Source organism: Pseudoxanthomonas sp. GW2 (assembly GCF_000283075.1).
Classification (GTDB): Bacteria; Pseudomonadota; Gammaproteobacteria; order Xanthomonadales; family Xanthomonadaceae; genus Pseudoxanthomonas.
In genome coordinates this window covers 1-21137 of record NZ_ALIP01000136.1, presented here as the reverse complement: position 1 = coordinate 21137, position 21137 = coordinate 1, and the positions used below count along the sequence as shown (strand labels likewise).

The following is a 21137-nucleotide window of genomic DNA, read 5'->3' as shown; positions in this document are numbered from 1 at the left end:
AGGGCAATAATCGTCGCGGTGGCGCCGGCTATGCTCGGCCCACCTCCCAACATGGTTCCGCGGACATGAGCTTTTCCGTCCAACCCACGGGCGAGGGCATGGGTATCCCGCAGCTGGGCTACGGGGTATGGCAGGTCGAGCCGGATGCCAGCGCCGCCCTGGTTGCCCACGCCCTGCGCACCGGCTACCGGCTGATCGACACCGCCGAGGCCTACTACAACGAGGAAGGCGTGGGCGAAGGCATCCGCGCCTCGGGCGTGGCACGGGACCAGGTCATGGTGGCGACCAAGGTCTGGAACACCCACCACGGCTACGACCAGACCCTGCGCGCGTTCGACGCCAGCCTGCACCGGCTCGGCCTGGACTACGTCGACCTGTACCTGATGCACTGGCCCTCGCGGATCCGCAATGCCTACGTCGATACCTGGCGGGCGATGGTCCGGCTGCGCGAGGAGGGGCGCGCGCGCGCCATCGGCGTGTGCAATTTCGCCATTCCGCAGCTGCAGCGCCTGATCGGCGAGACCGGGGTGGTACCGGTGTTGAACCAGGTCGAGCTGCATCCGTACTTCCAGCAGCGGGCGCTGCGGCGGTTCCACCGGGAAGCCGGGATCGCCACCCAGTCCTGGAGCCCGCTGGGCGTGTGGAAGGACGGCCCGGCCTCGCCGCTCGACGATCAGGTGGTCCGGGCACTGGCGGCCAAGCACGGCAGGACCCCGGCCCAGGTGGTCCTGCGCTGGCACCTGGACAACGGCCTGCTGGTGGTCTCCAAATCGGCGCGTCCGGCGCGCATCGAGGAGAACTTCCGGATCGGGGACTTCGCGCTCGACGAGGAGGACCTGGCGCGCATGGCGGCGCTGGACCGCGCCGACGGACGCCTGGGGCCCGACCCGGAAACGGCGGAGTTCTAGCATTCCACCGGCGCGTCCGGCGCGGCGCACGGCAGGCAGAGGAGGGAGAGGAATGGATCGACTTCAGGCCATGCAGGTGTTCGCCCGGGTGGTCGAGGCCAACAGCTTCAGCAAGGCGGCCGACAGCCTGGCGCTTCCGCCTTCCTCGGTCACGCGCGCGGTCAAGGAGCTGGAGAACTACCTCGGCGTGCGCCTGCTCCAGCGCACCACCCGGCACCTCAGCCTGACCCCCGACGGCAGCCTCTACTACGACCATTGCCGGCGCCTGCTGGCCGAGATCGAGGCGGTGGAAGCCTCGTTCCCGGGCAGCGCCGGGCGGCCGCGGGGTCGGCTGCGGGTGGACATGACCCCGTCGTTCGCCCGGCTGTTCGTGCTGCCTGCGATCCGGACCTTCCAGGACGCCTATCCGGAGGTCGAGCTGACCCTGACCCTCGGCGACCGCACCGTCGACCTCGTCCAGGAGGGCGTGGACTGCGTGGTCCGCGCCGGCGTGCCCCGGGATTCGGCCACGCTCGTGGCGCGCCGGATCGCCGGGTTCGAGTGGGTCATCTGCGCCGCGCCGGCCTACCTGGAGCGGTACGGCGAACCGCGCTCGCTGGAAGACCTGCGCCAGCACCGGGCGGTCGGCTTCCTGTCCGGCCGCAGCGGCCGCCGCACGCACTGGAGCCTGGTGGTCGACGGCGAGGAGTACGCGGCGCAGCTGCGCGAGGACATCACCGTCGACGATACGGACGCCTATGTCGCCTGCGGCCTGGAAGGCCTCGGCCTGATCCGGGCGGCCAGCTACATGGTAGTCCCGCACTTGCGTAGCGGCCGCCTGCGGCGGGTGCTGCCGGAACTGAAGGCGCCGACCGGGCCCTTGTCGCTGATGTATCCGCAGAACCGCCACCTGTCGCCGACGGTGCGCGCCTTCGCCGACTGGATCGGCGGGCTGATGCGCGCGGTGGAACCACAGTGGAAGCTGCCCGGCTAGGCGCGGCCACGGCACCGGACCGTCGCGCGGGCCGTGCCGCCATCGGGCAGGCCAGCGTGCGACCGCAACCAGGCACGGTGTGTCCCGGCCGCGCCCGGCTCCGTGCGACGGCGCCGTGGTGGCTGTCCGGCTCCGGGGCAGGGCGATGGATGGATGCCCCGGCCGGATGGCCAACGCGCACGAGCCACCGCGCGCGGATCGACCCGGCAGATGCCGCGGGACGAAGCCGGCGCGAAAACCGTTGACCTTTCCGCGACGCCCCTTTAACATGCGCAGCCCGCACCGACTGGTGCGGAGGAAAACCCGGGCGGTTAGCTCAGCGGTAGAGCATTGCCTTCACACGGCAAGGGTCGCAGGTTCGATCCCTGCACCGCCCACCAGCTTCCAGGAAAGGCCGGCTGCCAAGCCGGCCTTTTGGCATGCCGCGTTCACGCGGGCCTGCTTAACAATGCCCCGATTTGGCCGCATCATCGGGAGCGTCTCACGGTGTTGGCCGCGAACAGGGAGTTGGAACTTGCCGGGAGCCATCCCACCCAGGTACATCCGCTGGCGCCTGCCGCTGCTGGTTTCTGCGGCCTTGCTGATCCTGCTGGTGCCGTTCCTGCTGGTCCGGGAGTGGACCAACTACAGCGATGACGCCGACCGCCACGTGCAGCACAGCCTGCAGGTGGAGGCCAGCAGCCAGCGCCTGCACGCCCTGGTCCGCGAGATCGATTCCCTGGCCTTCGCCATCAGCAGCGGCGCCGACAGCCCGCAGCTGCGGCGGCGCCTGGCGCTGGACCTGGCCGAACTGGATCCGGCGCTGGAGCGCCTGGCCGAGCTGACCCGCGACAACCCCGACCAGCAGCAGCTGATCGGGCGCCTGCGCACCCTTATCCGGCAGCGCCTGGAGCTGGTGCGCGGCCTGGTCGACGCGCCGGCCGAGGAGGCGCAGCGGCTCGGCGCGATCGACGAGATGTACGGCCGCTACCAGATCCGCGACCTGTTCGCGGAATTCATCCAGAACGAGTACACCCTGCTGTCGGAGCGCTCGGCGTACGCCGACTCCCAGCGCGACCGCGCGCGCTGGCTGGCGTTCGTGGCCCTGCTGGTGCAGGGCCTGCTGACCGGTGGCGTGTTCTGGATGCTGTACCGCCAGGAGGCGCGGCGCACGGCCTCGGAGGAGGCCCTGGCGCGCGCCAGCGCCCGCGCGCTGGCGGTGCTGCAGACCGTGCGCGAGCCGATCGTGCTGCTGGACGGCCAGCAGCGGGTGCTGATGCACAACGCCGCGTTTTCCGAGTTGTACGGCCAGCCCGCCGGCACGGACGCCGCGCACGTGCGCCTGCAGGAGGTGGGCAGCGGCACCTGGGACGACCCGGTGGTGCTGCAACGCCTGGCCGACGTGCTCAGCCGCGACCGCGAGCTGTGGGACTACGAACACGTGCAGCGCACCGCCGACGGCCAGACCCGCACCATGCTGATCAACGCGCGCCGCATGCAGCTGCCGGACCGCGCCGACGACGTGGTGCTGATGACCGTCAGCGACATCACCGCGCAGAAGGCGGCGCAGCAGCGCATCGCCGACCTCAACCGCCAGCTGGAAGGCAAGGTCGAGCAGGTCTCGGAGGTCAACCGCGAGCTGGAGGCCTTCAGCTACTCGGTCTCGCACGACCTGCGCGCGCCGCTGCGGCACGTGGCCGGCTTCGCCGACAAGCTGGCCCGCCACATGGGCGATTCGCTGGACGACCGCGGCCGCCACTACCTCGACGTGATCAGCAGCTCGGCGCGGCGCATGTCCTCGCTGATCGACGACCTGCTGGTGTACTCGCGCCTGGGCCGCAGCGCGCTGAAGCTGCAGGCGGTGGACATGCAGTCGCTGGTGGAGGAGACCCGGGCGGTGCTGGACACCGGCAGCGCGGTCGACGCCGAGGAGAGCGGGCGGGCCGCGCACCGGATCGAGTGGCGCGTCGCGCCGCTGCCGATCGTGGTCGCCGACGAGAACATGATGCGCCAGCTGTGGCTGAACCTGTTGGGCAACGCGGTCAAGTATTCGGCCCACAGCGAGCCGGCGGTGATCGAGGTTGGCTACGAGCGGACTGCCGACGGCGATCACCTGTTCACCGTGCGCGACAACGGCGTCGGCTTCGACATGGCCTACGCCGCCAAGCTGTTCGGCGTGTTCCAGCGCCTGCACAAGGCCAGCGAATACCCCGGAACGGGCATCGGCCTGGCCAGCGTGCGCCGCGTGCTGGGCCGCCATGGCGGCCGCATCTGGGCCGAATCCGAGCCCGGCAAGGGTGCTACCTTCCACTTCATCCTGCCCGCGCAGGATTCCACGACGTCCGGGAGCTTCAACGCATGAGCGCCATCCGCACCATCCTGCTGGCCGAAGACAGCGCAGCCGACGCCGAAATGGCGATCGACGCCCTGCGCGAAGCCAACCTCGCCAATCCGATCGTCCACGTGGAGGACGGGGTCGAGGCGATGGAGTACCTGGAGCGCACCGGCAAGTACGCCGACCGCCCCGACGAGAACCCGGCGGTGCTGCTGCTGGACATCAAGATGCCGCGCATGGACGGGCTGGAGGTGCTGCAGCGTATCCGCGCCAACGACAAGCTGCGCCGCCTTCCGGTGGTGATCCTGTCGTCCTCGCGCGAGGAGAGCGACCTGGCCAGGAGCTGGGACCTGGGCGTGAACGCCTACGTGGTCAAGCCGGTGGACATCGACCAGTTCTTCGGCGCGGTCAAGACCCTGGGCCAGTTCTGGGCAGTGATCAACGCCACGCCGGATATCGAAGGTTGAGCCGATGCCGCTGCGTGCCATAAGCCGCGACGCCAAGGTCAGGGTCCTGTTCATCGAGGACTCTCCTGAGGATGCGGAGCTGATCCGCTTCCAGCTGGAGGACGCGCACCTCAACGCCGAGTACCTGCGGGTCGAGGACGAGGAGGGCCTGCGCGAGGCGCTGGCCGGGTTCAAGCCGGACATCGTGCTGTCGGACCTGAGCATGCCTGGCTTCTCCGGGCACGACGCCCTGCAGATCGTGCGCGAGCACTCGCCGCAGGTGCCCTTCATCTTCGTCTCCGGCACCATCGGCGAGGACGTGGCCGTGGCCGCCCTGCGCGAGGGCGCCAGCGACTACATCCTCAAGCACAGCAGCGCGCGCCTGCCGGCGGCGGTGGAGCGCGCCCTGCGCGAGGCGCGCACCGAGGCCGAGCGCCAGCGCGCCGAGCGCGAACTGATGCGCACCCAGCGCCTGGAGAGCCTGTCGCTGCTGGCCGCCGGCCTCAGCCACGACCTGCGCAACATCCTGCAGCCGTTGCTGATCGTCCCGGACCTGATCGCCCAGCGCAGCGACGACCCGCGCCTGAAGCAGCTGGCCGCGGTGGTGGCCGAGTGCGGCCGCCGTGGCCACGAGATGGCCGAGTCCATGCTGTCCTTCGTGCGCGGCTCGCGCCGGGCCAGCGAGCGCTTCCGCGTGGCCGACCTGTTCCACGCCGTGGCGCTGCTGCTCAAGGGCAGCCTGCCGCGCACCGTGCAGTTCGAGCAGGAGCTCGAGGACCCCGCGGTGGAACTGCACGGCAACTACACCGAGCTGCAGCAGTGCCTGCTCAACCTGTGCCTCAACGCGGTGCAGGCCATGCCCAATGGCGGACGGCTGGAATTGGCGGCGGCGGTGGACGGCGAGCAGGTGGTGCTGAGCGTCAGCGACACCGGCGTGGGCATGGACCAGCGCACCCTGGAGCAGCTGTTCACCCCGTTCTTCACCACCAAGAGCGACGGCACTGGCCTGGGCCTGGTCTCGTGCCGGCGCATCGTCGAGGGCATGGGCGGCAGCATCGGGGTGAGCAGCACCCCGGGCGTGGGCACGCGCTTCGAGGTGCGGCTGCCGCTGCCTTCGGAGGCCGCGGAGGAGGAGACCCGCATGGCACCGGTGGTGCCGGGGCAGGGCGAGCGCATCCTGATCGTGTTCCGCGACGGTACCCGCCTGTCGCTGCTGGGCAACGCCCTGGCCAGCCAGGGCTACGCCCCGCAGCTGGCCAGCGACGGCGCCGCGGCCCTGCGTTCGTTCGCCGAATCCGGCGAGCCGGACGTGGTGGTGGTGGACAACAGCATCGCGCTGTTCCCGGCCACCGCCCTGCTGTCGACCATGTACGAGTCCGGCTACCGCGGCCCGGCGATCCTGGTCGGCGAGGACGAGAAGTTCGACCGTTCGGTGGTGCCGGAGGGTGCGGTGCTCGAGGTCCTGCCGCAGCCGCTGGACATGCACCGCCTGTTTGCAGCGGTTGCCGGAGTGCTGGCGCGGCGCCAGCCGCGCTGAGCCACGGCCCCGGCGCCCGCCTATACTCCGGGGCATCTGCCACGGGAGGATGTATGGGGAACAGGGGCATGCGCCGCTGCGGCGCGTTCGCGGCGATGGTGGTCGTGCTGGCGGCGCTGCTGGCTTCCGGATGCGGGCGTGATCCCGGTGGCCAGCTGCCCCGGGCCAGCGGCGAGAAGCTGCAGGCCGAGCGCGAGGCGCCGGCCGGTTTCGCCCTGGTCCGCGCCTGGGCCGACCAGCACGAGGGCCGCCTGGCCCTGGCCCTGGAGTTCTCCCGGCCGTTGGTCGGCACCCAGGACTTCGACGCCCTGCTGAAGGTGGAGCCGGCCGGCAATGGCCGCGACGGCAGCGGCTGGACCCTGTCCGACGACGGCAAGGTGCTGAGCTATCCCTTCGTCGAGGCGGCGCGCGACTACACCGTGACCCTCGCCGGCGCGCTGCTGGCCGCCGACGGCAGCCGCCTGGAGCCGCCGCTGGAGCAGGCCATCCACACCGGCGAACTGGAGCCGGTGGCCGGCTTCGCCTCGCAGGGCAGCGTGCTGCCGGCGCGCGAAAGCCGCGGCCTGCCGGTGGTGTCGGTCAACGTGGACGAGGTCGACGTGGAATTCCTGCGCGTGCGCGAGGACGCGCTGCCGCGCTTCTTCGCCCAGTTCCAGCGCGGCGGCCGCCGCGGCGGCTGGGAGCTGGACCGCGACTACGGTGACGGCACCCCGCTGCGCGAGCTGGCCGAGCCGGCCTACCTCAACCGCTTCGTGCTCGGCGGCGGACGCAACGAGCGGGTGGTGAGCCACCTGCCGGTGCAGGACATCGCCGAGCTGCAGCAGCCGGGCCTGTACTTCGCGGTCATGCGCCGCGTCGGCCGCTATTCGGATTCCTACGACACCGCGTTCTTCACCGTCAGCGACATCGGCCTGCATGCGCGTGCCTACCGCGACCGGCTCTACGTGCATACCGCCTCGCTGCGCGACGGCGCACCGCTGAAGGGCGTGGAACTGCGCGTGCTCGACGCCAGGGGCCAGCCACTGCTGAAGTCGGCCACCGATGGCAACGGCAACGCGCTGCTGGACTACCGCCTGGACGCCGGCCACGTGCTGGTGGCCCGGCGCGGCAAGGACGTGTCGCTGCTGCCGTTCAACCAGCCGGCGCTGGACCTTTCCGAGTTTGCCGTGGCCGGCCGCGCGCAGGCGCCGTTCGACGTGTTCGCCTGGTCCGGCCGCGACCTGTACCGGCCGGGCGAGACCCTGCGCATCTCCGCGCTGCTGCGCGATTTCGACGGCCGCGCCATGCCCGCGCCGAAGGATGGTGGCCAGCCGCTGTTCCTGCGCCTGAAGCAGCCGGACGGGCGCGTGTTCCGCGAGACCCGGCTGGAGCCCGGCGCGCAGGGCTACTACGCCTTCGAGCTGGCGATCCCGGAGGACGCGCCGACCGGGCGCTGGCAGGTGGAGTTCCGCACCGACCCGGCCGAGGGCCCGGCGGTGCAGGGCATGAGCCTGCGCATCGAGGAATTCCTGCCCGAACGCCTGAAGCTGGACCTGGCCACGGCCAGCGCCGGCGACACACTGGCCCCGGGCGCGCCGCTGCGGCTGCGTGCCGAGGCCGCCTACCTGTACGGCGCGCCGGCGGCGGGCAACCGCTTCACCGCGCGCATGGCGCTGGCGGTGGCGCGCGAGCCGGTGGCCGGCTGGCCGGGCTACGCCTTCGGCGACGCCACCGCCGAGCTGCCGGGCGGGCCGCGCGAGGTGCTGGACACCCAGTTCGATCCCCAGGGCCGCCTCGAGGCCGAGCTCGCGTTGCCGGAGGAGGCGGCGCGCGCGAAGACCCCGGTGAAGGTGACCGTGCTCGGCGAGGTACACGAAAGCGGCGGGCGCCCGGTCGCGCGCAGCCTGCAGCGCGTGCTGTGGCCGGCGCCGGCGCTGGTCGGCGTGCGCCCGCTGTTCGAGCCGGAGGAGGGCGCCCCGGCCGAGGCCAACGCCGGCTTCGAACTGGTGCGGGTGGATGCGCAGGGCAGGCCGCAGCCGGGCAAAGGGTTGCAGCTGACCCTGGTGCGCGAGCTGCGCGACTACCACTGGCGCCACGACGACGAGGGTGGCTGGAACTACGACTTCACCCGCCGCTTCGAGAACGTGGAAACCCGAACCCTCGACGCCGGCGCCGGCCCGGTGCGCTTCGAGGTGCCGGTGGCCTGGGGCGAGTACCGGATCGACGTGTTCGACCCGGCCACCGGCCTGACCATGCGCTATCCATTCCACGCCGGCTGGAGCTGGGGCGACGACAACCGCGGCCCGGACGCGCGCCCGGACAAGGTCAAGCTGGCCCTGGACCGCACTGCCTACCGTGCCGGTGACACACTCAAGGTCACCGTCACCCCGCCGCATGCCGGCCGCGGCGTGCTGCTGGTGGAGAGCGACCGCCTGCTGTACGTGCACGACATCGAGGTGCGTGGCCAGCCCGGCAAGGCCGCGGCGACGTTCGAGATCCCGGTGACGGAGGACTGGGAGCGGCACGACGTCTACATCACCGCGCTGGTGTTCCGCCCGTCCGCGGCCGATGCGCTGGTGGCCCCGGCGCGCGCGGTGGGCGTGGTCCACGTGCCGATGCGCCGCGACGAGCGGCGCGTCGCCGTCGGCCTGAGGGTGCCGGAGCAGGTCCGCCCGCAGCAGGACCTGCCGGTGACGGTCAGCGTGCCGCAACTGGCCGGCAAGCTGGCCCACGTGACCGTGTCGGCGGTGGACGCCGGCATCATCAACATCACCCGCTTCCCGGTGCCGGACGCCGCCGCGCACTTCTTCGGCCAGCGCCGCCTGGGCACCGACGCCTACGACGTTTACGGCCGGGTGGTCGGCAGCCACGAGGGCGGCACCGCACGCCTGCGCTTCGGCGGCGACATGGCCCTGGTGGCGCTGCCGCAGGCGCGCCGGCCGACGGCGCGGGTGCAGACCGTGGACCTGTTCTCAGGCCCGGTGCGGCTGGACGCCAACGGCAACGCGCGGATCGCGCTGCCCTTGCCGGACTTCAACGGCACCCTGCGGGTCTCGGCCCTGGTCTACGCCGACGCCCACTACGGCAAGCGCGATGCCGAGGTGCTGGTGCGCGCGCCGGTGGTGGTCGAGGCCGGCATGCCGCGGGTGCTGGCCCCGGGCGACCTCGGCACCTTGAGCCTGGACGTGCAGAACTTCAGCGGCAGCGCCAGCGAGTTCCGGGTGCGGGTGGACGGCGAGGGCCCGCTGCAGGTCGGCAACGGCGAGCGCCGCATCCGCCTGGAGGACGGCGCCAAGGCGACCCTGGAATTCCCGCTCGACGCGCGCCCGGGCAGCGCCGTGGCCAGGGTGCGCGTGCGCGTGGACGGCGGCGGCTACAGCGTCGACCGCCGCCACGAGCTGCCGGTGCGCCCGGCTTGGTCGGCGGTGCTGCGCGCGCAGACCCGGGTGCTGGAGGACGGCGCCACGCTGGTGCTGGACCCGGCCCTGGCCGAAGGCCTGCTGCCGGATACCGTGGACTTGCGCCTGCGTATCAGCGCGGGCCCGCCGATCCCCTACGCCAGCGCCCTGCAGGGCCTGCTCGACTACCCCTACGGCTGCGCAGAACAAACCACCAGCAAGGGGTACGCCGCGCTGCTGATGGATCCGCGCACCGCCGACCGCCTGGGCGGGCCGTCGCTGCCGGCCGAGCAGCGACGCGCGCGGGTGGAGGGCGCGATCGGGCGCCTGGTGGCGATGCAGACCGCCGGTGGCCACTTCTCGATGTGGGGCGGGGAGGGCGGCGCCGAGCCGGCGCTGACCCCGTACATCGCCGAGTTCCTGCTCGACGCGCGGGAGGCCGGCTTCGTGGTTCCGGCTGGCGCCTTGCAGAAGGCGCTGGACCGCCTGTCCGAGGACCTGCTGTCCGGCGACCCGCAGTTCTACGGGCGCGAGCACCGCGAGCACCTGCGCTTCGCTTACCGGGCCCATGCCGGCTACGTGCTGGCGCGGGTCAACCGCGCGCCGCTGGGCACGCTGCGCGCGCTGTACGACCAGGAGAAGGGACGCAGCCTCACCGGCCTGCCGCTGGTGCAGCTGGGCCTGGCGCTGGCCCTGCAGGGCGACGTCCGCCGCGGCGATGCCGCGATTGCCGACGGCTTCGCCCTGGATCCGCGCAAGCGTCCGCGCTGGACCGGCGACTACAGCAGCGCGATCCGCGACGACGCCCTGATGGTCGCGCTGCTGCACGAGCGCGACCGCGCCGACGCGAAGTTCGACGCGCGGGCGATGGAGGTGGCGCGCGCGCTGCAGGCCAGGCGCGCGGCCGACGGCAGCGGCCGCCTGTGGCTGAGCACCCAGGAGCAGATGGCGATCGCGCGCCTGGGCCGCGCCCTGCAGGCCGGCGACGGGCGCAAGGTCGCCGGGCAGTGGCGTGCTGGCGGCCAGGTGCAGGCCGTGGAACAGGCGGCGGTGTTCGCGCGCAGCCTGGACGCGGTGGCACTGGCTGCCGGCGCCCGCTTCCAGGCCGAGGGCGGCCCGTACTACGCCAGCATCGAGGTGGCCGGCGTGCCGCGCCAGGCACCGGCGGAGGAGCGCAGCGTGGCCGGCATCAGCCGCGACTGGTTCTGGCCCGATGGCCGCCGCTGGAGCGGCGGCACGCTGAAGGAGGGCCAGGTGCTGGTGGCGCGGCTGACGGTGGAAGCCGGGCAGCCCATGCCCGATGCGCTGGTCACCGACCTGCTGCCGGCCGGGCTGGAGGCGGAGAACCTCAACCTTGGCGACGCCGCGCAATGGGAAGGCATCAGCATCGAGGGCGTCGCCCTGTCCGGGCGCGCCGGCGAGGCCGACATCCGCCACGAGGAGTACCGCGACGACCGCTATGTCGCGGCGATCTCGCTGGGCGAGGGCGGACGCGCGCGGCTGTACTACCTGGTGCGCGCGGTCACCCCCGGTACCTATGCCGTGCCGCCGCCGCAGGTGGAGGACATGTACCAGCCGGCGCTGCGCGGCACCGGCGCGGCGCGCCCGGCCCAGGTCACGGTGACCCCGCCGTGACCCGGGGCATGAAAAAACCCCGCCGGAAGACGGGGTTTTTCCTTTGCCTGGAGATCCGGGCGGATCAGTCCAGCGGAGTGATGTTGGACGCCTGGGCGCCCTTGGGGCCCTGGGTGACCTCGTAGCTCACGCGCTGGCCTTCCCTCAGCGAGCGGAAGCCCTTGGCGTTGATCGCGGAAAAGTGCGCGAAGACATCCGCGCTCCCGTCTTCCGGCGAGATAAAGCCAAATCCCTTGGCGTCGTTGAACCACTTGACGGTACCGTTGGCCATGATGCTGCGTAATCCTTGCGTTTGATGGAGATGCGACTGCCGTCGCGAGCGCGAGTATGCAAATACCGGGGCCAACTGACAATCAGTTTGATCAATTAGGTTTCGCTTGTTACCGGTAACTTCGTGAATCAGCCGGCCTGCAACAGCGCCTGGATCAGCTGCGGAAGCCCGGCCGAAGCGGCCGCCACGTTCTCCAGCACTTCCTCCAGGGTGATCTCCGCCGCGTCGCCGCAGCCGGCCGCCCAGTTGGCCACGATCGCCAGGCAGGCGTACTCCAGGCCCAGCTCGCGGGCCAGCGCAGCCTCGGGCATCCCGGTCATGCCGACCAGGTCGCAACCGTCGCGGCGCATGCGGGCGATTTCCGCATTGGTCTCCAGGCGCGGCCCCTGGGTGGCGCCGTAGCAGCCGCCGTCCACGACCTCGATCCCGGCCGCGCGCGCGGCCGCCAGCACCTTGCCGCGCAGTTGCGGGCTGTAGGGCTGGCCGAAGTCCACGTGCAGCGGCTCGCCTTCGCCGTCCCAGAAGGTGGAGGCGCGGCCCCAGGTGTAGTCGATCAGCTGGTCAGGGCAGGCCAGCACGCGCGGCCCGTAGGCCTCGGTGATGCCGCCGACGGTGTTCAGCGCCAGCACCCGGCGCGCGCCGGCCTGGTGCAGGGCATGCAGGTTGGCGCGGTAGTTCACCCGGTGCGGCGGCAGCGCGTGGCCTTCGCCGTGGCGGGCGAGGAAGGCCACCCGCGCACCGCCCAGGCGGCCGATGCGGACCGGCCCGGACGGGGCGCCGTAGGGGGTTTGGAAGCTGCGCGACTCGACGTCTTCCAGGGCGGCCAGGCGGTACACGCCGGTGCCGCCGATCACGGCCAGGTCCAGCGCCACGGCTCAGTCCTTCAGCGCGTAGATGGCCGGCAGGTTGCGGCCCTGCGCGTAGTAGTCCATGCCGAAGCCGAACACGTAGCGGTCCGGCAGGTGCAGGCCGGCGTAGTCGGCGCGCACGCCCTCCACGCAGCGGTCGTGGTCCTTGACCGTCAGCGCGGCGATGCGCACGTCGGTGGCGCCCTGCTCGATGCACCAGCGGCGCACTTCCTTCAGGGTCTGGCCCTCGTCGAGGATGTCGTCGGCGATCAGCACCCGGCGGCCGTACAGCGAGGTGGCCGGGCGGTGTTTCCACACCAGCTCGCCGCCCTGGTTCTGGCCGCGGTAGCGGGTGGCATGCATGTAATCGAACTGCAGGTCCAGGCCGCGCTTGCCCAGCTCCAGGGCGAGCTGGCCGGCGAACAGCATGCCGCCGTGCATCACGGTCAGGAACACCGGGACGAAGCTGTCGCCGAGGCGGTCGGCCGGGACGTCGCCGATGTAGTCGCGGGCGATCTCGTCGGCCATGCGGGCGATGGCCGCGTCGATGGTGGGCCGGTCGACCAGCAGGTCGGACTTGGCGAGGACTTCGGAAATGATGAGCGGAGTGGACATCGGGTCAGGCTACAGGAAGGAGGGCGGTAAGTGGGCGCTCAGGCGGCGGAGGAGGGCAGGCGCGCGCGGGCGCCGGCATGGCGGGCGTCGGCCAGCAGGCCGTCCCAGCCCAGCGCGCCGCGGCCGAGCAGGCCCAGCAGCGCGGCGGTGTTGAGGGGGCGGTCGCGCACCGCCTGCAGCGATTCGGCGACCAGTTCGGGATGGCAGACCAGGACCACGTCGCAGCCGGCGTCCAGGTGCGCCAGCACGCGGGCGCGCACCCCGCCGGCGGCGTGCGCGGCGGCCATGCCGATGTCGTCGGAGAACACCACGCCGCGGAAGCCCAGTTCGCCGCGCAGGAACTGCCCGATCCAGAACGGCGAATAGCCTGCCGGGTCCGGGGCGATGGCCGGGTACTGCACGTGGGCCATCATCACCGCGTCGGCGCCGGCCTCGATCCCGGCGACGAACGGCACCAGGTCCTCGCCGCGCAGCGCCTGCAGCGGGCGCGGGTCCACCGCGTGGTCGACGTGGGTGTCCTCCAGCACGGTGCCGTGCCCGGGGAAGTGCTTGAGGGTGGCGGCCATGCCCACCGAGTGCATGCCGCGCACGTAGGCGCGGACCAGCTCGGCCACCGCTTGCGGGTCGGGGCCGAAGGCACGGTCGCCGATGGCGAGGTTGCCGCGGCCCAGGTCGGCCACCGGGGCGAAGCTCAGGTCCACGCCGCTGGCGCGGATCTCGCTGGCCATCAGCCAGGCGTGCTCCTCGGCCAGGGCCAGGGCGGCCTCGCGGTCGCGCGCGTACAGCTCGCCGATCCGCTGCAGCGGCGGCAGGTCGCTGTAACCCTCGCGGAAGCGCTGCACGCGGCCGCCTTCCTGGTCCACGCAGACCAGCTGCGGGCGCGGCGCCGCCTCGCGGATGGCGGCGGCCAGCTCGGCCACCTGCGCGCGCGAGGCGAAGTTGCGCTTGAACAGGATCACGCCGGCGACCGCATCGTGCTGCAGCCAGTCGCGCTCCTGCGCGGTCAGTTCGGTGCCGGCGACGCCGATCAACAGCATGCGGGGGACTCCAGGACGCGCGGATGCGCGTGGTGCGCATTGTCGCAGATGCGGGGCGGAGGCCGCGATCGCGGCGCGGCAGGGCTCAGCCGGCGGCCGGGCCGGCGCGCTCGGCCTCGCTCCATTGGCTGTAGGGGCGGTCGGCCAGGGCCAGGTTGTAGTAGCGCTGCAGCTCGGTGACCTCGGCGCCCAGCCAGTCCGGGCGCTGGAACGCCTCGTCCACCGCGTCCAGTTCGATCTCGGCCACCACCAGGCCGGCGTTCTCGCCCTCGAACTCGTCGATCTCCCACAGGTGGCCGCCGTGGCGCACGTAGTGCCGCTGCTTGCGCACCAGGCCGCCGACGCACAGCTCCAGCAGCTGGCGCGCGTCCTCCACCGGGACCGGGTAGTCGAACTCCAGCCGGCTCGGCCCGGACTGGGCCGACTTGATGTTGAGGAAGGCCGCCTCGCCCTCGATCCGGACCCGGATCGAGGCCTTCTGGATGCCGCCGGACAGCACGTCCAGGTCGTTGAGGTAGCCCTGGGCCATGGCCTGGGTGCGTTCCACCGACCGGCGCCAGCCGTCGCCGGCCAGCAGGAACTTGCGCTCGATCTCCACGCCCATGGCGGCCGGACTCCTTGCTGAGGGGGCGACATGATGCCAGCGGCGCCCGGCCGCTGTCCGCGGCGGCGGCATTGTCGCGGATCATGGACGCTCCGTGCCTGGTTCGTGTATTAAACCGGCTGCCCTTCCTCCTGGACCCGGGACCGCCGCATGCAGAAAGACAGCACGATCCGCCTGCTCATCGTCGACGATCGCGTGGAGGATGCGGAGGCGGTCGTGACCGCCCTGCGCAACGGCGGCATCGCGGTGCGGCCGCTGCGGCCCCAGGACCCGGCCGAGCTGGCGCAGATGGTCGCCGGGCAGCCGGTGGACCTGGTGCTGGCCAGCAATTCCACGGCCATGCCGCTGGAGCAGGTCTGCGCGCAGGTGGGCGCCAGTGGCAAGGACCTGCCGCTGCTGGCCCTGGTCGACCGGATCGACGACGCCGCGGTGCTGGCCTGCCTCGGCAACGGCGTGCGCGCCCTGGTGCTGCGCCACCGCCCCGAGCACCTGCTGGCCACGGTGCGCCGCGAATGGTCCGACCTGGAGGCGCGCCGCGGCCTGCGCCGGCTGGAGGCGCAGCTGCGCGAGACCGAGCGCCGCTGCGACGCGCTGATCGCCTCCTCGCGCGACCCGGTGGCCTACATCCACGAGGGCATGCACATCCGCGCCAACGACGCCTACCTGGAGATGTTCGGGTTCGAGTCGTTCGAGGAGGTGGAAGGCATGTCGCTGCTGGACCTGGTCGCGGCGCAGCACATCGATGCCTTCAAGCAGCTGCTCAAGGCGCTGTCGCGCGGCGAGCCGCCGCCGGCCGAATACCTGATGGAGGCGCGCCACCTCGACGGCAGCACCTTCCCGGCGAAGATGGAGTTCGCCACCGCCACCTACGAGGGCGAGCCCTGCATCCAGGTGGTGTTCCGCCGCCGCGAGGAGCTGGACCCGGAGCTGGCGCGCGAGGTCGAGGAACTGCGCCAGCGCGACCAGGTCACCGGCCTGCTCAACCGCCCCACCTTCATGCGCATGCTGGAGGACGCGGTGGCGCGTGTGGGCCGCGACGGCGGCCAGTACGGCTTCCTGCTGCTGGAGCCGGACCATTACGCGCGGCTGCTGCCGGACATCGGCCTGGACGCGGCCGACGCCTTCATCGCCGCCCTGGCCGAGCGCGTGCGCAGCGCGCTGCCACCGGAGGTGCCGGTGGCGCGCTTCGGCGAGGACAGCTTCGCCGTGCTGGTGGAGGGCAACCACGCCAGCACCCGCAACGTGGCCGAGGCGCTGCGCGACGCCATCGCCACCCACGTGGTCAGCGTCGGCACCCGCTCGGTGGCGGTGACCGCCAGCATCGGCGGCGTGCAGGTGGGCGAGAAGATCGCCAGCGTGCCGCAGATCCTGTCCAAGGCGAACCACTGCCTGCACGCGGCGGTGGAAATGGGCGGCAACAGCGTCCAGGTATTCGACCCGGGCGCGGCAGACCGCGCCGAGGAGGAACGCATCGCGCGCTGGGTCGAGCGCCTGCGCGAGGCCCTGGCCGGCGACGGCTTCGTCCTGCACTACCTGCCGGTGCTGGGCCTGCAGGGCGACAACGGCGAGCTGTACGAGGCGCACCTGCGGATCGAGGTCAACGGCGAGCTGGTGCGGCCCTCGGCCTTCGCCGCCATCGCCGAGGAGCACGGCCTGCTGGGCGAGATCGACCGCTGGGTGGTGCGCAAGGCGATCGCCACCCTGGCCGAGCGCGACCGCGCCGGCCGCAACACCCGCATCCTGGTGCGGCTGTGCCCGGACTCGTTCGCCGGCGACGCCATGGCCACCCTGATCCGCACCGAGCTGGCGATGAACGGCGTGTCCGGCGACCGCCTGTGGCTGGAGGCATCCGAGGCCAAGGTGTTCACCCACCTGCGCGACGCCCAGCAGTTCCTGTCGGCGGTGTCCTCGCTGGGCTGCCGCATGGGCCTGGAGCAGTTCGGCTCCGGCCTGGATTCCTTCCAGCTGCTGGCGCACTTCCGCCCGGCCTTCCTCAAGATCGACCCGGGCCTGACCGACGACCTGGGCAAGGGCGGCGATGCACTGGAGAAGGTGCGCGAGATCACCTCCCGCGCCCAGGCCGACGGGATGGCGACCCTGGCCGAGCAGGTCGGCGACGCGCCCACCATGAGCCAGCTGTTCACGCTGGGCGTGGACTATGTATCCGGCGGGTTCGTGGCCCCGGCGGGGCCTGAGATGAACTTCGAGTTCGGCTGACCGCGCGGCGGCGCGGCCGGCCATCCCGGTGGCAGGAGGAGCGCATGCAGCCGAACCGTTTCGAGACCCACGCCGTCGCGAACCAGCCGCCGCCGCTGGTGCCGCGCGACCTGTGGGGCGACGACCTGGCCCTGCGCGAGGCGGTGTCGCGCGGTGGCGCGGGCGCGTTCGCCCCGCGCCTGCAGGCCTATGGCGCGCTGGCCGGCGACGAGCTGTACCGCCTCGGCTTCGACGCCAACCGCGACCGCCCGCGCCTGCGCACCCATGATGCCCAGGGGCGGCGGATCGACCTGGTCGAGTTCCACCCGGCCTACCACCGGCTGATGGAGCTGGCCAAGGCGCACGGCGTGGCCGGCCTGTCCTGGCACGAACCGGTGCCCGGCGCCCACGTGGCGCGCGCGGCGCTGGCCTATCTGCACCACCAGGCCGAGGCCGGCACCAGCTGTCCGCTGACCATGACCCACGCCGCGGTACCGGTGCTGCGCCAGGCGCCGGCGCTGGAGGCATGGGCGCGCGGCGCGGCGACGCCGGCCTACGACCCGCGCGACCTGCCGATGGCGGAAAAAGCCGGGCTCACCCTGGGCATGGGCATGACCGAGAAGCAGGGCGGCTCGGACGTGCGCGGCAATGCCACCACCGCCACCCCGCTGCCAGGCGGCGATGCCTGGCAACTGGTCGGGCACAAGTGGTTCTTCTCCGCGCCGATGTCCGACGGCTTCCTGGTGCTGGCGCGGACCCCCGACGGGCTGGGCTGCTTCCTGCTGCCGCGGCGGCTGCCGGACGGGTCGAAGAACGCGTTCCGGCTGATGCGGCTGAAGGACAAGCTGGGCGACTGGTCCAATGCTTCTTCCGAAGTGGAGTTCTGCGACGCCCTGGCCTGGCCGGTGGGCGAGCCCGGGCGCGGCGTGGCCACGATCATCCCGATGGTGATGCTGACCCGGCTGGACTGCATGCTCGCCGCCGCGGCGCAGGTGCGCTGGGCGATGGCCAATGCGCTGCACCACGCCCGCCACCGGATGGCCTTCGGCCGGGTGCTGGCCGGGCATCCGCTGATGGCCAACGTGCTGGCCGACCTGGCGATCGAATCGGAGGCGGCCACCGCGTTCGCGCTGGACGTGGCCGCCACGGTGGACGCGGGGCCGGGCGATCCGCAGGCCGCGGCCTACGCCCGCGTGGCCACCGCGGTCGGCAAGTACTGGCTGTGCCGGCGCGCGCCAACGCTGGTCAACGAGGCCCAGGAATGCCTGGGCGGTGCCGGCTACGTGGAGGAATCGGTGCTGCCGCGGCTGTACCGGCAGGCACCGCTGAACTCGATCTGGGAAGGCAGCGGCAACATCCAGTGCCTGGACGTGCTGCGCGCGCTGGCGCGCGAGCCACAGGCGGCGCAGGCGCTGCGGGCCGCGCTGGAACGGGCCGCGAGCATGGACCCGGTGCTCGCCCGCCAGGCCGCGGCCATCGCCGGCCTGCTCGCGCAGCCGCGCGAGGAACTGGAGATCCGGGCGCGCCAACTGGTCGAGCGCATCGCCCTGGTGCTGCAGGGAGCGGCCCTGCACGCGGCGGGCAGTCCGGTCGCCGGGGCCTTCGTGCGCAGCCGCCTGGACGGCGCCCACGGCCTGGCCATGGGCACGCTGCCGCCCGGCATCGACTTCGCCGCGGTGATGGAGCGGGCGCTGCCGTAGCGCCCGCGGCTCAATCCAGGAACTGCAGCTTCGCCAGCTCGGCGTACAGCCCGCCCTGGGCCAGCAGCTGCTCGTGGGTGCCCTCGGCCACGATCCGGCCCTGGTCCATGACCACGATGCGGTCGGCGCGCAGCACGGTGGCCAGGCGGTGGGCGACCACCAGGGTGGTGCGGCCGCGCATCAGGTTCTCCAGCGCATGCTGCACCGCGCGCTCGCTCTGCGCGTCCAGCGCGCTGGTGGCCTCGTCCAGCAGCAGCACCGGCGCGTCCTTGAGCAGGGCGCGGGCGATGGCCACGCGCTGCTGCTGGCCGCCGGACAGGCGCGCGCCGCGCTCGCCCAGCTCGCTGGCATAGCCGCGGGGCAGGGCGGAGATGAAGCCGTCGGCCTCGGCCGCCGCCGCCGCCGCGCGCACTTCCTCGTCGCTGGCCTCCAGCCGGCCGTAGCGGATGTTGTCCATCGCGCTGGCGGCGAACAGCACCGGCTGCTGCGCCACCAGTGCCACCTGCGCGCGCAGGTCGGCCGGGTCGAGTTCGCGCAGGTCGATGCCATCCAGCAGCACGCGCCCGGACTGCGGGTCGTGGAAGCGGAGCAGCAGCGACAGCACCGTGCTCTTGCCGGCGCCCGAGGGGCCGACCAGGGCCACGGTCTCGCCCGGGTGCACTTCCAGGTCGAAGCCATCCAGCGCCGGGGCGTCGGCCCGTTCCGGATAGTGGAAGCGCACGCCCTCGAAGCGGATCGCGCCGCGCACCGGCCGCGGCAGCGGGCGCGGCTGCGCCGGCGCGGCGATCGCCGGCTGTTCGTTGAGCAGCTCGGAAATGCGGCCCATGCCGCCGGCCGCGCGCTGCAGCTCGTTCCATACCTCGGCCAGGGCGCCGACCGAGCCGCCGCCGATCAGCGCGTACAGCACGAACTGGCCCAGGGTGCCGGCGCTCATGGTGCCGGCGACCACGTCGTGCGCACCGGACCACAGCACCAGCACGATCGCGCCGAACACCAGGACGATGGCCACCGCGGTCACCAGCGACTGCGCGGCGATGCGCCGCCGCGCGGTGGCCACCGCGACCCGCAGCGCCTCGCCGAAGCGGGCGCGTTCGTAGGGCTCGCGCGCGTAGGCCTGGACCGTGCGCACCGCACCCAGGCTCTCGGCGGCCAGGGCGTTGGCGTCGGCGACCCGGTCCTGGCTGGCGCGGGAGGCCTTCTCCAGCCGGCGTGCGCCGAGCACGATCGGCAGCACCGACAGCGGGATGCCCACCAGCGAGTAGGCCGCCAGCCGCGGGCTGGTGACGAACAGCATGACCAGGCTGCCGACCACGGTGACGCTGCTGCGCAGGGCCACCGACATGGTGGTGCCGATCACGCTGCGCAGCAGCTCGGCGTCGGCGGACAGGCGCGAGACCAGCTCGCCGCTGCGGCTGCGGTCGTGGAAGGCCGGGTCCAGCCCGACCAGGTGCGCGTACAGCCGCTCGCGCAGGTCGGCCACCACCTTCTCGCCCAGTAGGGACACGAAGAAGAAGCGCGCGGCGGTGGCCAGCGCCAGCACCACGGCCACCGCGAACAGCACGGCGAAGGCCTGGTTGATCATGGCGCCGCCGCCGAAGCCGCGGTCGATCATGTAGCGCACCGCCACCGGCAGGCTCAGGGTGGCGCTGGAGGACAGCGCCAGCGCCGCCAGCCAGGCCGCGAACAGGCCGCGGTGGCGGGCCACGAATGGCCACAGCGTGCGCAGGCTGCCGATCCGTTGCAGGCGGCTGCCATCCTTTGGGGTCTTTTCGCTCACGGGTTGCTTCCGGGAATGGCGACGCGCACGCGGTCGCGGGTGGCGTCGCGCAGGCGCGCGCGCAGGGGCTCGGCTTGGGTTGCCGGCAGGCGCAGGCCCAGGCGCGCGCCGTCGGCCACGAAGGCCTCGGAGGTCTTTTCGGCCGCGTGCGCCGCCAGTGCGGCATGGACCGTGCCCAGCGCATCGAACGGGCACTCCAGTTCCAGCTCGACCATTTCCACCAGCGGCTCGCGCCTGGCCAGGCGCAGGCACTCGGCCGCCGCGCCGCCGTAGGCGCGGACCAGTCCGCCGGCGCCGAGCTTGATCCCGCCGAACCAGCGGGTCACCACCACCGCCACGCGGTCGTAGCCCTGGCCGTCGATCGCGGCCAGGATCGGGCGGCCGGCGGTCCCGGCCGGTTCGCCGTCGTCGCTGGATCGGTAGTCCTGGCCGATGCGGTAGGCCCAGCAGTTGTGGGTGGCATCGGCGTGGGACACGGAGGCCACGAACTCCAGTGCCTGCTCCGGGGTGGCCACGGGCGCGGCATTGGCCAGGAACCGGCTGTGCTTGACCTCGAGCAGGTGGCTGGCGGGCGCGGCGAGGGTATCGGTCATCGCCGCCATTCTAACCGGCGCGTGTGCACGCGCCGGTCGCACTCACGGCGCCTGTTCGAGCAACGGCCGCAGGTCCTCGGGCACTTCCAGCTGCGGGTGCTCGCGCACGAACCATTGCAGGCTCGCGCGTGCGCCTTCGATGTCGCCGTCGGCCTGCAGCCCGCGGATCCACTCCAGCCATTCCTGCGGATCGGCCAGGGCCATGGCCACCGGCGGTGGCCCGTCCTCGATCGCGGCCGCGGATACCGGCGCCGATGCCGGAGGCGGTGGCGGGGCGGCGATCGCCTGCCGCGGCGCCATCGCAGG

15 protein-coding genes, 1 tRNA gene and 1 pseudogene are annotated in these 21137 nt (G+C 72.6%); 9 read left to right on the top strand and 8 right to left on the bottom strand.

Annotated elements, in window-relative coordinates; all coding sequences use genetic code 11:
• Positions 1 to 65 precede the first annotated feature (65 nt).
• From B351_RS0112480 to B351_RS0112450, 7 genes are all read left to right on the top strand, one after another.
• Complete coding sequence (locus B351_RS0112480; RefSeq protein WP_026010682.1) at positions 66 to 908, top strand: aldo/keto reductase; 843 nt, start codon at positions 66 to 68, stop codon at positions 906 to 908.
• A 52-nt stretch (positions 909 to 960) separates the two neighbouring features.
• Positions 961 to 1881 (top strand): LysR family transcriptional regulator, encoded by a 921-nt coding sequence (locus B351_RS0112475; RefSeq protein WP_039731608.1) that lies wholly within the window; start codon positions 961 to 963, stop codon positions 1879 to 1881.
• Positions 1882 to 2186: 305 nt separating this feature from the next.
• Positions 2187 to 2261, top strand: a tRNA-Val gene (locus B351_RS0112470).
• A gap of 134 nt (positions 2262 to 2395) precedes the next feature.
• Entirely contained in the window at positions 2396 to 4222 is a 1827-nt protein-coding gene (locus tag B351_RS0112465) for an ATP-binding protein (protein WP_026010681.1), read from the top strand.
• Positions 4219 to 4662, top strand: a complete 444-nt coding sequence (locus B351_RS0112460) for a response regulator (RefSeq protein ID WP_019399367.1) — start codon at positions 4219 to 4221, stop codon at positions 4660 to 4662. The genes B351_RS0112465 and B351_RS0112460 overlap by 4 nt, the downstream gene beginning before the upstream one ends.
• 4 nt (positions 4663 to 4666) lie before the next feature.
• Positions 4667 to 6178 carry an ATP-binding protein gene (locus B351_RS0112455; protein WP_019399366.1) on the top strand — a complete coding sequence of 504 codons (1512 nt, stop codon included), beginning with the start codon at positions 4667 to 4669 and terminating at the stop codon, positions 6176 to 6178.
• A gap of 53 nt (positions 6179 to 6231) precedes the next feature.
• Positions 6232 to 11190, top strand: a complete 4959-nt coding sequence (locus B351_RS0112450) for an alpha-2-macroglobulin (protein WP_026010680.1) — start codon at positions 6232 to 6234, stop codon at positions 11188 to 11190.
• A 64-nt stretch (positions 11191 to 11254) separates the two neighbouring features.
• Here B351_RS0112450 and B351_RS0112445 read toward each other — a convergent pair whose 3' ends face one another.
• The 5 genes from B351_RS0112445 to B351_RS0112425 all read right to left on the bottom strand — a co-directional run bounded on the left by B351_RS0112445 (position 11255) and on the right by B351_RS0112425 (position 14565).
• Complete coding sequence (locus B351_RS0112445) at positions 11255 to 11461, bottom strand: cold-shock protein (protein ID WP_013535008.1); 207 nt, start codon at positions 11459 to 11461, stop codon at positions 11255 to 11257.
• A gap of 128 nt (positions 11462 to 11589) precedes the next feature.
• The gene (locus B351_RS0112440; protein WP_019399364.1) at positions 11590 to 12333 is read right to left on the bottom strand and encodes an S-methyl-5'-thioinosine phosphorylase; all 744 of its coding nucleotides are present in this window, start codon (positions 12331 to 12333) and stop codon (positions 11590 to 11592) included.
• A 3-nt stretch (positions 12334 to 12336) separates the two neighbouring features.
• Complete coding sequence (locus tag B351_RS0112435; RefSeq protein ID WP_019399363.1) at positions 12337 to 12924, bottom strand: hypoxanthine-guanine phosphoribosyltransferase; 588 nt, start codon at positions 12922 to 12924, stop codon at positions 12337 to 12339.
• 38 nt (positions 12925 to 12962) lie between these two features.
• Positions 12963 to 13961, bottom strand: a complete 999-nt coding sequence (gene nagZ, locus B351_RS0112430; RefSeq protein ID WP_019399362.1) for a beta-N-acetylhexosaminidase — start codon at positions 13959 to 13961, stop codon at positions 12963 to 12965.
• 85 nt (positions 13962 to 14046) lie between these two features.
• Positions 14047 to 14565, bottom strand: coding sequence for a CYTH domain-containing protein (locus tag B351_RS0112425; RefSeq protein WP_019399361.1), 519 nt, complete (start codon positions 14563 to 14565; stop codon positions 14047 to 14049).
• Between the two features lie 150 nt (positions 14566 to 14715).
• Between B351_RS0112425 and B351_RS0112420 the strand changes: the two genes are divergently transcribed.
• Both B351_RS0112420 and B351_RS0112415 read left to right on the top strand, forming a co-directional pair.
• On the top strand, positions 14716 to 16782 hold the full coding sequence (locus tag B351_RS0112420; RefSeq protein ID WP_019399360.1) for an EAL domain-containing protein: 2067 nt from the start codon (positions 14716 to 14718) through the stop codon (positions 16780 to 16782).
• A gap of 44 nt (positions 16783 to 16826) precedes the next feature.
• The gene (locus B351_RS0112415) at positions 16827 to 18461 is read left to right on the top strand and encodes an acyl-CoA dehydrogenase family protein (RefSeq protein ID WP_019399359.1); all 1635 of its coding nucleotides are present in this window, start codon (positions 16827 to 16829) and stop codon (positions 18459 to 18461) included.
• A gap of 10 nt (positions 18462 to 18471) precedes the next feature.
• Here B351_RS0112415 and B351_RS0112410 read toward each other — a convergent pair whose 3' ends face one another.
• The 3 genes and pseudogenes from B351_RS0112410 to B351_RS17830 form a co-directional block, all read right to left on the bottom strand.
• Positions 18472 to 20238, bottom strand: a complete 1767-nt coding sequence (locus tag B351_RS0112410) for an ABC transporter transmembrane domain-containing protein (RefSeq protein ID WP_019399358.1) — start codon at positions 20236 to 20238, stop codon at positions 18472 to 18474.
• Positions 20235 to 20840 carry a YigZ family protein gene (locus B351_RS0112405; RefSeq protein ID WP_037034637.1) on the bottom strand — a complete coding sequence of 202 codons (606 nt, stop codon included), beginning with the start codon at positions 20838 to 20840 and terminating at the stop codon, positions 20235 to 20237. The genes B351_RS0112410 and B351_RS0112405 overlap by 4 nt, the downstream gene beginning before the upstream one ends.
• 33 nt (positions 20841 to 20873) lie before the next feature.
• A pseudogene (locus B351_RS17830) lies at positions 20874 to 21137 on the bottom strand (hypothetical protein); the annotation flags it as partial.